This is a genomic window from Pseudomonas sp. Van50 (assembly GCF_055390755.1).
Genome location: NZ_AP024343.1, coordinates 3,295,870 through 3,311,159, shown reverse-complemented (window position 1 = coordinate 3,311,159; position 15,290 = coordinate 3,295,870). Strand labels below are relative to the sequence as shown.

Annotated in this window: 13 protein-coding genes; 3 read left to right on the top strand and 10 right to left on the bottom strand. The window is 61.9% G+C overall.

Annotation, left to right across the window (positions count from 1 at the left end; genetic code table 11):
- Positions 1-148: 148 nt before the first annotated feature.
- Together ACZ5M5_RS14055 and ACZ5M5_RS14050 are read right to left on the bottom strand one after the other, a co-directional pair.
- Entirely contained in the window at positions 149-478 is a 330-nt protein-coding gene (locus tag ACZ5M5_RS14055; protein WP_464739250.1) for a hypothetical protein, read from the bottom strand.
- Positions 479-483: 5 nt separating this feature from the next.
- Positions 484-1,404 (bottom strand): cupin domain-containing protein, encoded by a 921-nt coding sequence (locus ACZ5M5_RS14050; protein ID WP_464739249.1) that lies wholly within the window; start codon positions 1,402-1,404, stop codon positions 484-486.
- A gap of 254 nt (positions 1,405-1,658) precedes the next feature.
- Here ACZ5M5_RS14050 and ACZ5M5_RS14045 point away from each other — a divergent pair, with 254 nt between their 5' ends.
- Both ACZ5M5_RS14045 and ACZ5M5_RS14040 read left to right on the top strand, forming a co-directional pair.
- On the top strand, positions 1,659-2,432 hold the full coding sequence (locus tag ACZ5M5_RS14045) for an L-iditol 2-dehydrogenase (protein ID WP_464739248.1): 774 nt from the start codon (positions 1,659-1,661) through the stop codon (positions 2,430-2,432).
- 194 nt (positions 2,433-2,626) lie between these two features.
- The gene (locus ACZ5M5_RS14040) at positions 2,627-3,478 is read left to right on the top strand and encodes a CAP domain-containing protein (RefSeq protein WP_060742584.1); all 852 of its coding nucleotides are present in this window, start codon (positions 2,627-2,629) and stop codon (positions 3,476-3,478) included.
- A 74-nt stretch (positions 3,479-3,552) separates the two neighbouring features.
- On the opposite strand, the gene ACZ5M5_RS14035 is transcribed toward ACZ5M5_RS14040, so the two are convergent.
- On the bottom strand, positions 3,553-4,446 hold the full coding sequence (locus ACZ5M5_RS14035) for an NAD(P)/FAD-dependent oxidoreductase (protein ID WP_060742585.1): 894 nt from the start codon (positions 4,444-4,446) through the stop codon (positions 3,553-3,555).
- Between the two features lie 147 nt (positions 4,447-4,593).
- Here ACZ5M5_RS14035 and ACZ5M5_RS14030 point away from each other — a divergent pair, with 147 nt between their 5' ends.
- Positions 4,594-5,061 carry an Rrf2 family transcriptional regulator gene (locus tag ACZ5M5_RS14030; protein WP_060742586.1) on the top strand — a complete coding sequence of 156 codons (468 nt, stop codon included), beginning with the start codon at positions 4,594-4,596 and terminating at the stop codon, positions 5,059-5,061.
- A gap of 113 nt (positions 5,062-5,174) precedes the next feature.
- On the opposite strand, the gene mqo is transcribed toward ACZ5M5_RS14030, so the two are convergent.
- From mqo to ACZ5M5_RS13995, 7 genes are all read right to left on the bottom strand, one after another.
- Entirely contained in the window at positions 5,175-6,818 is a 1,644-nt protein-coding gene (gene mqo, locus ACZ5M5_RS14025) for a malate dehydrogenase (quinone) (RefSeq protein ID WP_103310770.1), read from the bottom strand.
- A 383-nt stretch (positions 6,819-7,201) separates the two neighbouring features.
- A complete protein-coding gene (locus ACZ5M5_RS14020; RefSeq protein ID WP_464739247.1) occupies positions 7,202-8,407 on the bottom strand; it encodes an acetyltransferase domain-containing protein in 1,206 nt (401 codons plus the stop codon).
- A gap of 284 nt (positions 8,408-8,691) precedes the next feature.
- A complete protein-coding gene (locus tag ACZ5M5_RS14015; protein WP_060742589.1) occupies positions 8,692-10,062 on the bottom strand; it encodes a hybrid sensor histidine kinase/response regulator in 1,371 nt (456 codons plus the stop codon).
- The gene (gene ercA, locus ACZ5M5_RS14010) at positions 10,046-11,203 is read right to left on the bottom strand and encodes an alcohol dehydrogenase-like regulatory protein ErcA (RefSeq protein ID WP_103311405.1); all 1,158 of its coding nucleotides are present in this window, start codon (positions 11,201-11,203) and stop codon (positions 10,046-10,048) included. The genes ACZ5M5_RS14015 and ercA overlap by 17 nt, the downstream gene beginning before the upstream one ends.
- Positions 11,204-11,335: 132 nt before the next feature.
- Positions 11,336-11,407 (bottom strand): pyrroloquinoline quinone precursor peptide PqqA, encoded by a 72-nt coding sequence (pqqA, locus tag ACZ5M5_RS14005; RefSeq protein ID WP_003243383.1) that lies wholly within the window; start codon positions 11,405-11,407, stop codon positions 11,336-11,338.
- A 278-nt stretch (positions 11,408-11,685) separates the two neighbouring features.
- Positions 11,686-13,206, bottom strand: a complete 1,521-nt coding sequence (exaC, locus tag ACZ5M5_RS14000) for an acetaldehyde dehydrogenase ExaC (protein WP_092475329.1) — start codon at positions 13,204-13,206, stop codon at positions 11,686-11,688.
- Between the two features lie 268 nt (positions 13,207-13,474).
- On the bottom strand, positions 13,475-15,250 hold the full coding sequence (locus ACZ5M5_RS13995; protein ID WP_464739246.1) for a PQQ-dependent methanol/ethanol family dehydrogenase: 1,776 nt from the start codon (positions 15,248-15,250) through the stop codon (positions 13,475-13,477).
- Positions 15,251-15,290: the final 40 nt, after the last annotated feature.

Below are 15,290 nucleotides of genomic sequence, written 5' to 3'. Positions count from 1 at the left end.
CGATGGCGGCGGGTCAGTTGGCATTGATATTGGCTGTGCTGACGTCATCGCGAGCAAGCTCGCTCCCACAATGGATCGGTGGTGTTCCTTGCACCGCGTCCACCGTCATTCCCCTGTGGGAGCCGAGCTTGCTCGCGATGGCGGTGGGTCAGTTGGCATTGATATTGGCTGTGTTGACGTCATCGCGAGCAAGCTCGCTCCCACAATGGATCGGTGGTGTTCCTTGCACCGCGTCCACCGTCATTCCCCTGTGGGAGCCGAGTTTGCTCGCGATGGCGGCGGGTCGGTTGGCATTGATATTGGCTGTGCTGACGTCATCGCGAGCAAGCTCGCTCCCACAATGGATCGGTGGCGTTCCTCCTTGCACCGCGTCCACCGTCATTCCCCTGTGGGAGCCGAGCTTGCTCGCGATGGCGGTGGGTCGGTTGGCATTGATATTGGCTGTGTTGACGTCATCGCGAGCAAGCTCGGCTCCCACAGAGGTTACCGGGTGGCGGCTCCGTCAAGCAGGGCAAAAGCGCCCCGTCGATACTCGCTGGGAGTCTGGTTCATCTCGATGCGGAAATGCCGGTTGAAGTTGGACAGGTTGTTATAGCCCACTTCAAAACAGATGTCGGTCACCGGCATCTCACTCTGCAACAACAAACGGCAGGCGCGCTGGACCCGCAGCTTGCGCATCAAATCGATGAAACCGTGCCCGGTGATGCGCTTGAAGAACCGCGAGAAGCCCGGCTCGCTCATGGCCAATTGGCGGGCGATCACCGACAGGCGCAGGTCGCCGGTGAGTTCGGCTTGCAGGTACTCGAAGGCTTTGTGGATGCGCTCGGAACTGCGCGCATCCAAGGTCGGTGCATAGCAAGGGCTTGCCAGGCTCAGGGCCTCGTCGCCGGGAGCTTGGTTGAGGGTGTGGAGCAGCTCCAGGAACAGCGTCAATCGCGCCAGTCCCTGGGCCGGGCCGATGGCTTCCAGCAGGTGCGCGGCCTGCTGTGCCGTATTGCCACCGAAGGCCAGGCCACGGCGAGCGCGTTCGAACAGCCCCTGCAGATCCCCCAGTTCAGGCAAGGTGCGACGCAAGGCCAGCAGCGTGGCGCCGTCGAATTGCAACACCACGTCGCGCCCGGCCAAGTGCTCCTCCGGCGCCAGGTCGCCCATCCAATCGTGGGGCAAGTCCGGACCGATCATCGCCACATGGCCTGGGCCAAACGGGCCAATGTAATCGCCCACCAACAGTTTGCCGCTGCCCTGGCGGATCAGGTGGATTTCAAATTCAGGATGATGGTTCCAGCGCGCCAGCGGGTACGGGTAGTCATGCTCGTACCAGCGAAAACTGCGTTCGGGCTCGGGCAGGATGACTTCCAGTTCGGCCGGTCGCTGCTCGAACAGGGGCGTTCTGTGATCAGGCATGTCGCGCCTCTTTTATCGTTATAGCGGGCACCTTACGCCGAGTGCGCAACGCTTCGCCAGCCTCGGCCCGCCCACCCACCGATACTTTTTTAACCCAGGTTGGAGACACCGGCACAAGTTAAAAAAGTACCACCTCACCATCCTGCGCGGGTTTGTCGGTTTTCAACGGCACTGCTGTAATCGGCCTGCCATCGCCATTTGGTGAGTGCGACGCTGATTACCCTCTGATGCCATTGCAGCAAGGACCAAGCCCCATGAAACGACTGGAAGGAAAAAGTGCCCTGGTGACCGGCGCCGCCCGGGGTATCGGCAGGGCGTTTGCCCAGGCCTACATCGAAGAAGGCGCCACGGTAGCGATTGCCGATATCGACCTGGAGCGGGCCAATGCCACCGCCGCCGAACTGGGCGACAGCGCCTACGCGGTCAAAATGGACGTGACCGATCAAGCGTCCATCGACCAGGCCATCGCGGCCGTGGTGGCCCGGGCGGGCAAGCTGGATATCCTGATCAACAACGCCGCGCTGTTCGACCTGGCGCCCATCGTGGACATCACCCGCCAAAGCTACGAGCGGCTGTTTTCCATCAACGTCGCCGGCACGCTGTTCACGCTGCAGGCGGCGGCGCGGCAAATGATCCGCCAGGGCCACGGCGGGCGGATCATCAACATGGCCAGCCAGGCCGGCCGGCGTGGCGAGGCCCTGGTGGCGGTCTATTGCGCCACCAAGGCGGCGGTGATCAGCCTGACCCAGTCCGCCGGGCTGGATCTGATCAAGCATCGGATCAACGTCAACGCCATCGCCCCCGGCGTGGTGGATGGCGAGCATTGGGATGGCGTGGACGCGCTGTTCGCCCGCCACGAAAACCTGCCGCAGGGGGAAAAAAAGCGCCAGGTCGGGCAACAGGTGCCCTATGGCCGGATGGGCACTGCGCAGGACCTCACCGGAATGGCGATTTTCCTGGCCTCGGCGGAGAGCGAATACGTGGTGGCGCAGACGTATAACGTCGATGGCGGTAACTGGATGAGCTAATAATCCGAGTTTTTATGGCCTTGAAACGACGGAAATGGACTTATTCGCTTGAAAATTGATCCCACTACTTGAGGATTGTCCCGAACGGTACCCAACGGTGCCGTTCCAAGGGATTTCAAGAGAGCGTGAATACCGTTGCCCCAGCGGGGCAAAAATTGCGCATCATAGGCGCCGTCCGCTCAAGGGAGATTTACATGCGTGCCATTTCATCCGTCATGGGCCTTGTCGTGCTGTCGCTGGGCCTGGTGTTCGCCACCAGCGCCACGGCCACCGAAGAGACGCAACTGGTCGAGTCCATCAACCTTTACCGCAGCCAATCCCAAAGCTGTGCCGGCCAGGCTTCGCTGGAGTTGCCGCCGCTGGCCATGGACTCCCGGCTGATCCTGTCGGCCAATGGCATCGGCGACCTGCAACAGGCGCTGGCGCGGGCGGCCTATCCCATGGTCAACGTGCAAGCCATCAGCCTGTCCGGGCCGCGCGATGCGCAATCGGCCATGAAAGCGGTGCAGGAAAGCTTCTGCCAGGTGGTGCTCGACCCGCAGTTCGTCGACATCGGCGTCAGCCGCCTGGATCGCGAATGGCGCATCGTGCTGGCGCGCCCGTTGTTGTCGGCGCGCCTGGGTGATTGGCAAGCCGAAGGCCAGAAACTGCTGAAACTGATCAACAGCGCCCGCGCCCAACCGCGTCGCTGCGGCACCGAAGCCTTCGCCGCCACCACGCCGCTGGCCTGGAACGCCACCTTGGCCCTGGCCGCCGTCACCCACACCCGGGCCATGGCCAACAACAATTTCTTCGACCACAAGGACCGCGACAACCGCACGCCAGGCGACCGCGCCGAACTGGCCGGCTATCTGGGCCAATTGATCGGCGAGAACATCGCCGCCGGACAGGACACGGCCCTCAAGGTCGTGGACGGCTGGCTGGCCAGCCCGGGGCACTGCGCCAACCTGATGAACCCGCAGTTCCGCGAATTGGGCGCCGGGTATGCGACCGATCCGAAAAGCGATGCCGGGATCTATTGGACGGCAATGTTTGGCACCCAGTAGCACCGGCGCCATCGCGAGCAAGCTCGTTCCCACAGGGCTCAGTGCCTCAATAGGGGAACGAGCCTGCTCGCGATTCAATGCCCCCCGAAGATCAATGATCGATGCACGCCTGAACCCGCCCTCACCCCGTCCCCCACCGACAGCGCCACCGAGCCGAAGGGCATGGCCGCGTCGCCACAGACGAACACCCCTGGCACGCTGGTTTCCCGGGTCATGTCGCTCTGGATGAAGGCCCCCATCGGCCCGTCCTCGAATTCACATCCCAGGGACTCGGCCAACGGACTGGCGACGCGGGTGCGAGGCAGGACAAACAGGCCTTCGATGCTCACCACTCGACCATTGGCCAACACCACGTCGGCCCGGTCGCCTTCGATGCGCTCGACGTGCTCGGGCACCATCGTGACTCCGCGTCGCTCCAGGCTGGCACGCTGCTCAGGGTCGGGCTCGAACACGCCGCGTGTGAAGAACGTGGTCGGTCCCCAGTCCGGAAGCATCAGCGCATGGTGCAAGGACATTTCCGAGGTCGCCAGCACGCCGATCGGCCCTTGCTCCAGCTCATAGCCATGGCAATACGGACAATGAAACACGCTCTTGCCCCAGCGCTGCGCCAACCCTTCCACGTCGGGCAGCTCATCGATCACACCGGTGGCCAACAGCAGCCGGCGGGCATCGAAGCACTGCCCGTCGCTCGTTGCCAGGGTAAAGCCGTCCGCCACCTTGCTGGCATTGATCACGGTGCCCGATACCCATTCAACGGTCGGATAGGCCATCAGTTGGCGGCGCGCATCCTCGGCGATGTCCCCGGGAGCCCGGCCATCCTGACCGAGAAAGCCATGGGAGCTGGCCGCGAAGCGATTGCGACGCTGGCCGGCATCGATCACCAATACCTTGCGGCGGGCACGGGCCAGTTGCAGGGCTGCGGACATACCGGCGTAGCTGCCACCTGCGATGATGACGTCATAGCGCATGATCATTCTCCAAGAAAGGTTTCGACGGGTGCGGCAATGTCACGACACATCGTAAGTTCCTTGAAAAGCACCTGTCAACGATCTCGTAACTTTTGCCATTACAGGCGATACTCACACCCGCCTCCGCCATGGAATACCGCAACGATCATGAGAACCGACACCCGCCTGTCCCGCATGCTGCATGTGTTGATCCACATGGACCGCCACCAGCAATCCGCCACCTCCGATACCATTGCGCAGATGCTCGGCACCAACCCGGTGGTGGTGCGTCGGACCATGGCCTTGCTCAAGGAAAAGGGCTATGTCACGTCGGAAAAAGGCCATCGCGGCGGCTGGACCTTGAGCAAGCCGCTGTCGGAGATGACCTTGCTGGATATCCATCAGGCCTTGGGCAGCACGTCGATCTTCGCCATCGGCCTGTCCACCGATCATCCGCAATGCCTGGTGGAACAAGCGGTGAATGCGGCGTTGACGGATGCGTTCGATGAGGCCCAGGCATTGCTGCTCAAGCGTTTGGGGGCGATTACCCTGGCGCAGTTGGCAGAGGATTTTGATCTGCGGTTTCGACAGGTTTGCGCAGAGGACGGGGCTGACCTTTCGCGGATGGGGCATTGATATTGGTGGGTGTAGCGCCATCGCGAGCAAGCTCGCTCCCACAGGGTTAACCGAGCCAAAAAAAACGCCGCTCAATGAGCGGCGTTTTTGTACCTCACCAGACAGCGTCCGGCTTACAGCGCCATATCAGCCGCTGGGTTGGCTTCACGGGCTTCCGCCGGCTTGGCCGGTGCCGCAGGGGCGCCTGGCTTGCCGATGGCCGGTGGCGGGTCCAGTTGCAGGACCTCGCTGGTGTAGGCCCATTCCTGGGCTACGCGCTCAGGGCTATCGTTGAGCTTGGTGCCGTAGCTCGGCACGATCTGGTGCAGTTTTTCCTGCCAGGCCGGGCTGGCGACCTTGTCCTTGAAGACCTTCTCAAGCACGGTCAGCATGATCGGTGCAGCGGTCGAGGCGCCAGGCGAAGCACCCAGCAGGCCGGCGATGCTGCCGTCCTGGGAGGCAACCACTTCGGTGCCGAGTTTCAGCACGCCGCCCTTCTCTTCGTCACGCTTGATGATCTGCACGCGCTGGCCGGCCTGCCACAGGCGCCAATCTTCTTGCTTGGCCTCCGGGAAGTACTCTTTCAGGGCGTTGAAGCGATCTTCATCCGACAGCATCAGCTGGCCGGCCAGGTATTCGACCAGTGGGTACTGTTCGATACCGACCTTGGTCATCGGCCACATGTTGTGGGTGGTGGTGCTGGTCAGCAGGTCGAAGTACGAGCCGTTCTTCAGGAACTTGGTGGAGAACGTTGCGAACGGGCCAAACAGGATCACGCGCTTGCCATCGAGCACACGGGTGTCCAGGTGTGGAACCGACATCGGCGGTGCGCCCACCGAAGCCTTGCCGTACGCCTTCGCCAGGTGCAGCTGGGCAACGGTCGGGTTTTCGGTGACCAGGAACGAACCACCCACCGGGAAACCTGCGTATTCACGCGCTTCCGGGATGTCGGACTTCTGCAGCAGGTGCAACGCACCGCCACCGGCGCCGATGAACACGAACTTGGCGTCGGTCTCGGTTTCGGTACCGTCTTTCAGGTTCTTGTACGAAACGCGCCAGGTGCCGTCTTCGTTGCGGGTGATGTCTTCCACTTCGCTGGACAGCTTGAGGGAGAAGTTCGGCTTGGTTTGCAGGTAAGCCGCGAATTGACGAGTGATTTCGCCGAAGTTCACGTCAGTACCCAGGGGACTCCAGGTGGCCGCGACTTTCTGGCTCGGGTCACGCCCTTGCATCATCAGCGGAACCCACTTGCTGATCTGCTCGCGATCTTCGGAATACTGCATGCCGGCGAACAACGGGCTGGCCTGGAGGGCTTCGTAGCGCTTCTTCAGGAACGCGATGTTCTCGTCGCCCCACAAAAAGCTCATGTGCGGCGTGGAGTTGATGAACGAGCGCGGGTTCTTCAGCACACCGTTCTTGACCTGCCAGGACCAGAACTGGCGGGAGATCTGGAAGGCTTCGTTGATTTCGATGGCCTTGGAGATATCGACCTTGCCGTTCTTGTCTTCCGGCGTGTAGTTCAGTTCAGCCAGCGCAGAGTGACCGGTACCGGCATTGTTCCAGCCGTTAGAGCTCTCTTCGGCAACACCGTCCAGGCGCTCGACCATTTCCATGGTCCAGCCCGGCTCCAGCTCATTGAGCCAGACGCCGAGTGTCGAGCTCATGATGCCCCCACCGATGAGCAAGACATCCACTTTTTTTGGCTCGGCGGCGTGCGTGGTCGCAAGACCCATCGCCATCGCCAGGCCCAGTAGCGCCGTGTGTGTTTTCTTCAACATGTGTGTATCCCTAGGATGGAACGCCATTCCGCCCTCCGGTCCTGATCAATGATAGACCACATCCACGGCCAGCAAAGCCAGGGGGATGGGATCGAGACGGACTGGAGGATGGACCTACAGGGCCGAGCAGATTCGTCGGCCTCTCGTTTATGTCTCTCCGGCGCTGACTTCTTGTAGGTCTTGGCTTCAGCTGGGTGAGGGACGCTGCGAAACGGTGATTATCGAGCTGGCATAGCCGCGCCCGATTGTCGCAGCGGGGGGAGTTTACATAAGGAAATAAACAGACCGAAGCGCATTTTTACATTCTTGGCAAAAACGTCGACCAAATGACGGCATTTTACTGGCCCTGATCGGCGCCTTCCGTGGGGTCGGGGCCCTTCCGGTCAGAAGTACTTGAGGATCGCGATATCACGACGACGCTGTTTGAACCCGGCAAACCAACGTGTCGGGAAAAACAGCGCCACACCCAGCAGCACACTCCATAACCACACCATAGGCAAATCATCGAACCCGAAATAGGTCCCCTGGTTGGTCCCCCAGACGGCAACTGCAATCAGGTACAGCGCCTTGAGCACGTATAGGTGCAGCAGATAAAAGAACATCGGTGCGCCGCCGTAGACCGCCAACAGCGCAATGGCTCCCCGCTCCTGGGCTTTTTCAAAGAGTGCCAGCAACATCAGCCCTATTCCCAGGGTCGGCATCAGGAACATCAACGACGGCGGGTACTTCGTCGCGCTCATGAAGCTCATGAAGGTGCGCAGCACGTCGCCGGTCTGGACCCAGGGCTTGTCGCCGTACACATTCAGGTACCGGATGAACACGAAGGCCAGCAGCAAGCCCAAGCCCATCGTGAACAGCCGGCGCAAACGTACGGCGGGCTCGACGTCCTTGCCGAACCACGGCCCGATGGCCCATCCCAGCAGGATCACGCCGATCCACGGCAGCACCGGATACGTGGTGCGAGCGCGGGTGAACTCGGTGATATCGATGAACGCCCGCTGGTGAAGAATCGACCACGGCACGAAAAACGGAGAATCGGGCCCCAGCACCACACCGTCCAGCAGGTTGTGCCCGGCGACGATGGTCACCCCAAGGACGATCAACCAACGGCGCTTGAAGTGCAGCAACGCGGCCAGGACGATCATGCAGATGCCGATGCACCAGATCACTTGCAACCACAAGGTCTTGGGCGGGAATTCGGCGTTCCAGGCGAAACACACGAAGGTGAGCTCCAGAAACACCAGGAACAGGCCGCGCTTGAGCAGGAACAACGAGGTCTGGCCGGCGCTGTGTTTCTGGCTGTAGAGCCAGGCCGACAAACCGGTGAGGAAGATAAAGACCGGGGCACAGAGCGTACTGAGCAGACGGGTGAAATACAGATCCGGGGTCACGCTCAGCGCATCGATGGGATCGGTGACCTGACGGTGCAACAGAAACGTCTCGCGAACGTGATCCACCAGCATCAGCAGCATGACGAACCCCCGCAGGGCATCGATGGCGAGCATGCGCACATGGTTTTTGGCGGTACTGGCTGCAAGTGCAGGCGCGATGACGCCGGACGGGCTCGTCATGCTTGGAAATTGGCTCATGGCATTACTCGGATGGAAGGTTGTTGGTCCCTGTAAGGCAGGAATGAGAATTCCTGTCAAACGAAATCGGATAACATAACATAAAATCACTTTCGCGAGCAGGCTCGCCCCCACGAGAGCTGGCAGCGAATGCGATTTTCATGACCTCCCACCCCCCTGTGGGAGCGAGCTTGCTCGCGATAGCGATGGGTCAGTTTGCGATGATGTTGGCTGTACCGGCGTCATCGCGAGCAAGCTCGCTCCCACAAGGTTGATGCGATCTCGGGGAGTACCCGAGTTTTGCGCTACCCGAGCATCTGACTCAACACCGCCCGCAACTTGCCAGGCTTGACCGGTTTGTTGAGCAGCGGTGCATCCAGTTTGCGCAAGGCCCGGCGGCACTGGTCGCTGCGGTCGGCGGTGATGATCACCGCCGGGATCGCCTGGTGGAAATGCTCACGCAGGTGCTTGACTACCTCACAGCCCACGACCCCATGATCCAGGTGGAAATCCGCCAGGATCAGCTCCGGCGCACGCCCCTGCAGCACGTCAAGGGCGCCCGCCTCGTCGGTGGCGGTCAACACCTCGCAGCCCCATTGCCCCAACAGCGCGGCCATGCTCTGCAGGATGCTCAGCTCATTGTCGATCACCAACAAGCGCCGCCCCGGCAGCGGGTTGCCGGCGACCGCCTGTACCGGGGCCAGCGACACGGGCAGTGGTTTTTCACTGGACAGCGGCACCTCGATACTGAACACCGAGCCCCGTCCCGGCCGCGAACGCACCTGCACCCGATAGCCGAGGATATGGGCGATGCGTTCGACAATCGCCAACCCCAAGCCCACGCCTTTGCGATCCGCCGCCCGGCCGACGTCCAGTTGGTTGAACTCGAGAAAAATCGACTCCAGGCAATCGGCGGCGATCCCCCGCCCCGTGTCCCAGACTTCCAGGCTCAGGCGCCCTCCCCGGCGCCGGGCCGCCAGGAGAATGCCGCCTTGGTCGGTGTAGCGGCAGGCATTGCTCAGCAGGTTGCGCAAGATACGGCTGATCAATCGCAGGTCGGTCAGCACCGCTTCGTCGCCAAACCGCACTCGCAGCTCCAACCCGGCGGCACCGGCCACTGATTGAAACTCCGACACCAGTGGCCCCAGCAACTCATCCAGCCGATACGGCGCCAGGTCAGGCTTGACGGCGGCCTGATCCAGCCGGGAAATGTCCAGCAGGTCGGTGAGCAGGTCTTCGGCGCCTTCGAGCGCCTGGTGGGTGCGTTCGACCAACACGTGCTCGGCGGCAGGCAGTTCGCGTTCACGCAGCGTGGCGATCAACAGGCGGGCCGCGTTCAGTGGCTGCAACAGATCATGGCTGGCGGCGGCCAGGTATTTGTCCTTGCTGCGGTTGGCGGCCTGGGCGACGTCCCGGGCATCGCGCAATTGCTGTTCTACCCGTTCGCGCTGGGCAATCTGCTGCTGCAGGTTGTGGTTGGCTTCCAACAGCGCATCGGTGCGCTCGGCCACCCGCTGCTCCAGTTGGTCGTTGAGCTGTTGCAGGTGTCGCCGGGCCTGTTCCAGCTCGTCGAGGCGCGCCGTCAGTTCCGGATAGTGACTCTTGCGCGTCGAGTGATTGCCCAGCCCCAGCAGCCCGGCCAGGGCTTTTTGCTGCTCGTCAGAGGGCTTCGCCATAGACGACCTCGACATCCCGCTGGCTCGACTCCCGAGGATTGGTGAGGATGCATGGGTCATGCATCGCATGTTGCGACAGGAACGGAATGTCCGAGGTGCTCACGCCGTGCAGGCCCAGGGTTTCGTGGAAACCGATGGTGTGCTTGAGGGCAATCAGGTGCTCCACCAGCCGGGTGCGGATCTCCCGGTGATTGAGCCCCCGGCAATCGATGCCCAGGGTCTCGGCAATCACCTTGAAACGCTCCGGTGCCGAGTTGTAGTTGAACGCCACCACGTGCTCCACCAGTACCGCGTTGCACAGGCCATGGGGCAAATCGAGGAACCCGCCCAGGCTGTGGGACATCGCGTGCACGGCCCCGAGGATCGCGTTGGAGAACGCCAGCCCGGCCTGCATGCTGCCCAGCATGATTTTTTCCCGCAGGGCGATGTCCGCCGGGTTGGCGATCATCTGCACCAGGTTGCCATTGATCAGGCGCATGGCTTCCAGGGCATGGGGGTCGGTCAACGGGCCGTGACCGGTGGACACGAACGCCTCGATGGCATGCACCAGCGCATCGATGCCGGTACAGGCGGACAGGAACGGGTCCATGCTCAGGGTGGTTTCCGGGTCGATCAGCGACACGTCCGGCACCGCCGCCTTGCTGACGATGGAGAACTTCATGCGTTCTTGCTGGTTGGAGATGATCACGAATTGCGACACGTCAGCCGACGTCCCCGCCGTGGTGGGTATCAGGATCAGCGGCGGGCTGGGCACGTTCAGGGTATCGACGCCTTCGAACTCGAGGATACTGCGGCCGTGGGCAACGACAATGCCGATGCCTTTGCCGCAATCCATCGGGCTACCACCGCCCACCGCGACGATGACATCGCAATGGTTTTCCCGGTACAGGTCAGCCCCGAGCATCACTTCCTCGACCCGTGGATTGGGCGAGACCGCGCTGTAGATGCAGTAATCGATACCTTGGGCCTGGAGACTGGCTTCGACGTCCGCCACCCATCCGGCGGCGATGACCCCGGGATCGGTGACGATCAGCACTTTGCGTGCCCCGAAGGTCTTGGCGTAGTTGCCGACATTGTGCCGACAACCGGCACCGAACATGATTTCAGGAGAAACGAACTTGCGCAGCGGGCTGAGGCTCATCTTTTCAGTTACGTGGCTCATTGGTAAGCCTGTTGTTATTGTCAGGGGATACCTTGAGCCTAAAGCATCCCGCTGTGAATGCAATCAGACCAATGGGTAGCCCGGCCTGAATGTTCCAGGCCGGGCCAGCACTCATCGGTTGGCGAAGTACATCGTCACTTCAAAGCCGATACGCAGGTCGGTGTACGCGGGTTTAGTCCACATGGGTCTTTCCTCTTCTTGTACCGGGCCATTCCGGCAAGGTCATTAATGCACGCCACGCCCGGGGCTCGAATGCTACTTTCGAAGCGGTGGGTGGGGTGCGTTGGTAGCAATTTCAGGAGAGCCACAAAACCCATTGTGGGAGCAAGGCTTACTGTGGGAGCAAAGCTTGCTCGCGATTAGTCGCCTCGGCTTGACCGCTTGACCGAGTCGTCTGTATCGCGGGCAAGCCTTGCTCCCACAGCAAGCTCGCTCCCACAGGGTGTAGCTGTGTTATCGGGTTAGAAGAACCCCAACGGATTGATGTCGTAGCTCACCAGCAGGTTCTTGGTCTGCTGGTAATGGTCGAGCATCATCTTGTGGGTTTCACGCCCCACGCCGGACTTCTTGTAGCCACCGAACGCGGCATGGGCCGGGTACAGGTGGTAGCAGTTGGTCCACACGCGACCGGCCTTGATCGCCCGGCCCATGCGGTAGGCGCGGTTGATGTCGCGGGTCCACAGGCCGGCGCCGAGGCCGAACTCGGTGTCGTTGGCGATCGCCAGGGCTTCGGCTTCGTCCTTGAAGGTGGTCACACCCACCACCGGGCCGAAGATCTCTTCCTGGAACACACGCATTTTGTTGTGGCCCTTGAGCAGGGTCGGCTGGATGTAATAGCCGCTCGACAAGTCACCTTCCAGGTGCTCGGCCGCACCACCGGTCAGCAACTCGGCCCCCTCTTCCCGGGCGATTTCCAGGTAGGAGAGGATCTTGTCGTATTGCTGCTGGGAAGCCTGGGCACCGACCATGGTCTCGGTATCCAGTGGGTTGCCACGCTTGATCTTGGCGATTTTTTTCATCACCTCGGCCATGAACGGCGCATAGATCGACTCTTGCACGAGCGCCCGGGACGGGCAGGTGCAGACCTCGCCCTGGTTGAAGAACGCCAGTACCAGGCCTTCGGCGGCCTTTTCGATGAAAGCCGGCTCGGCCTGCATGATGTCTTCGAAGAAGATGTTCGGCGACTTGCCGCCCAACTCCACGGTGGACGGGATGATGTTCTCGGCCGCGCACTTCATGATGTGCGAGCCCACCGGGGTGGAACCGGTGAAGGCGATCTTGGCGATGCGCTTGCTGGTGGCCAGGGCTTCGCCGGCTTCGCGGCCAAAACCATGGACAATATTCAGCACGCCAGGTGGCAGCAGGTCGGCGATCAGTTCGATGAACACAGTGATCGACAGCGGCGTCTGCTCCGCCGGCTTGAGCACGATGCAGTTACCGGCGGCCAGGGCCGGGGCGAGTTTCCAGGCGGCCATCAGCAGCGGGAAGTTCCACGGGATGATCTGCCCGACCACGCCTAGCGGTTCGTGGAAGTGATAGGCCGTGGTCAGTTCATTGATCTCGGCGGCCCCGCCCTCTTGGGCGCGGATGCAGCCAGCGAAATAACGGAAATGGTCGGCCGACAGCGGCACGTCGGCATTGAGGGTTTCGCGCACGGCCTTGCCGTTGTCCCAGGTTTCTGCAACGGCGAGGACTTCCAGGTACTGCTCGATGCGGTCGGCGATTTTCAACAGCACCAGGGAGCGGTCCTGTACCGAGGTCTTGCCCCAGGCGTCGGCGGCGGCATGGGCGGCATCCAGTGCCTTGTCGATGTCGGCGGCGCTGGAGCGTGGGAATTCGGCAATGACTTCGCCATTGACCGGGGACGTGTTGGTGAAGTACTCGCCGTTGACCGGTGCGACGAATTCGCCGCCGATGAAATTGCCATAGCGCGGCTTGAAGGAAACGACGGCGCCTGGGGTTCCGGGTTGTGCGTAGATCATGATGGGGCCTCTGCCTGGTCGATGCCTGTCACGGGACAAGCGATAGGCCGATGGTAGAGAGCCCCGCCGGCCGGACGAATGCGTCGTTGGCAGGGGGGACTCTCGTTATTTGGTCGTAGGTTTTGCTGCGATCCGAGGATGAGCCGGAGCTTTTTTGTGGGAGCGAGCTTGCTCGCGATGACGCCGGTACAGCCAACATCGTCGCAAACTGACCCACCGCAATCGGGAGCAAGCTCGCTCCCACAGGTTCTACATTGCCAAGGTTGGCTCAGCGCTTGGCGACAAGCGCTTTCGGCAACTTGAAGGTCCAGAGCATGCCGCCCTGGTTGAAGTCTTTCACCCGCTTGGCCACCTCGCCACCCCACAGCGGCACCGCCCCGCCCCAACCGGACACCACGGAGACGTATTGCTCGCCGTCCATTTCCCAGGTGATGGGCGAGCCAAGCACGCCGGAGCCGGTCTGGAATTCCCAGACCTTTTCCCCGGTCTTGGCGTTGAAGGCCTGCAGGAAACCTTCAGGCGTGCCAGTGAAGACCAGGTTACCCTTGGTGGTCAGCACCCCGCCCCACAGTGGCGCGAAGTTCTTGTGGCGCCAGACTTCCTTGCCCGTCTTCGGATCGATGGCCCGCAGCACGCCGATGTAATCCTCGTTCAGCGGCTTGATGGTGAAGCCGGCCCCGAGGAACGCCGCGCCTTTCTTGTAGGCGATGCCTTCGTTCCAGATGTCCATGCCCCATTCGTTGGACGGCACGTAGAACAGGCCAGTGTCCTGGTTGTAGGCCATGGGCATCCAGTTTTTCGCGCCGAGGAACGCCGGTGCCACGAACACCGAACTGCCCTTGGCTTCGCTGCCCGGAGCACCCGGACGGCTGGCCTCGTTGTAGATCGGCCGGCCGTCCTTGTCCAGGCCGGTGGCCCAGGTGATCTTGTCGACAAACGGGAAGCCGCGGATGAATTTGCCGTTGGTGCGGTCGAGCACGTAGAAGAAGCCGTTACGGTCGGCAGTGGCCGCGGCCTTGATGTCCTTGCCGCCTTCCTTGTAGTTGAACGAGATCAGTTCGTTGACGCCGTCATAGTCCCAGCCGTCGTGCGGCGTGCTCTGGAAGTGCCATTTGATGGTGCCGTCGTCCGGGTTCAAGGCCAGACGCGAGGAGGAATAGAGGTTGTCGCCAGGACGCAGGTGGGAGTTCCAGGGCGCCGGGTTGCCGGTGCCGAACAGCAGCAGGTTGGTTTCCGGGTCGTAGTAGCCACCCAGCCAAGGCGCCGCACCGCCGGTCTTCCAGAGATCGCCCGGCCAGGTCTTGCCCGCCTCGCCACCGGAAATGCCATTCTCGACCGCCTTGCCGTCCTTGTAGACGTAGCCCATGTGGCCTTCCACGGTCGGCCGGGTCCACAGCAGTTCGCCATTCTTCGGATCATAGGCGCTGATCTGGCCCACCACGCCGAACTCGCCACCGGCCACGCCAGTGATCAGCTTGCCGTTGACGATCAGCGGAGCGGCACTGATGGAATAGCCTTCCTTGTGGTCGGCGACCTTCTTGCTCCACACCACCTTGCCGGTGTCCTTGTTCAATGCCACCAACTTGGCGTCGAGGGTGCCAAAGAACACCAGGTCCCCATACAAGGCCACGCCGCGGTTGATCACGTCGCAGCAAGGGCGGATGTCATCGGGCAAGCGGGCGTCGTACTGCCACAGCTTCTTGCCGGTGCGCGCATCCACGGCAAACACCCGCGAATAGGAACCGGTGAGGTACATCACCCCGTCCTTGATCATCGGCTGGGCCTGCTGGCCGCGCTGCTTCTCACCGCCGAAGGAGAACGCCCAGACCGGACGCAGATCCTTGACATTGCTGTCGTTGAGCGTGCCGAGCGGGCTATAGCGCTGGCCCTGGACGCCCAGGCCATTGGTCACAATCTGCTCGGGGTTCTTCGGATCCTGGAGAATTTCCTGATCGGTCACGGCTGCAAGGGCCGAACCGGACAGCAGCATGGCACTGAGCAGCAGGCTCACGGCGAAGGGTTGGCGACGTGCGGGATGACTCATGACGGCTACCTCTGCGGTTATTGTTATACCCGGGAAATTT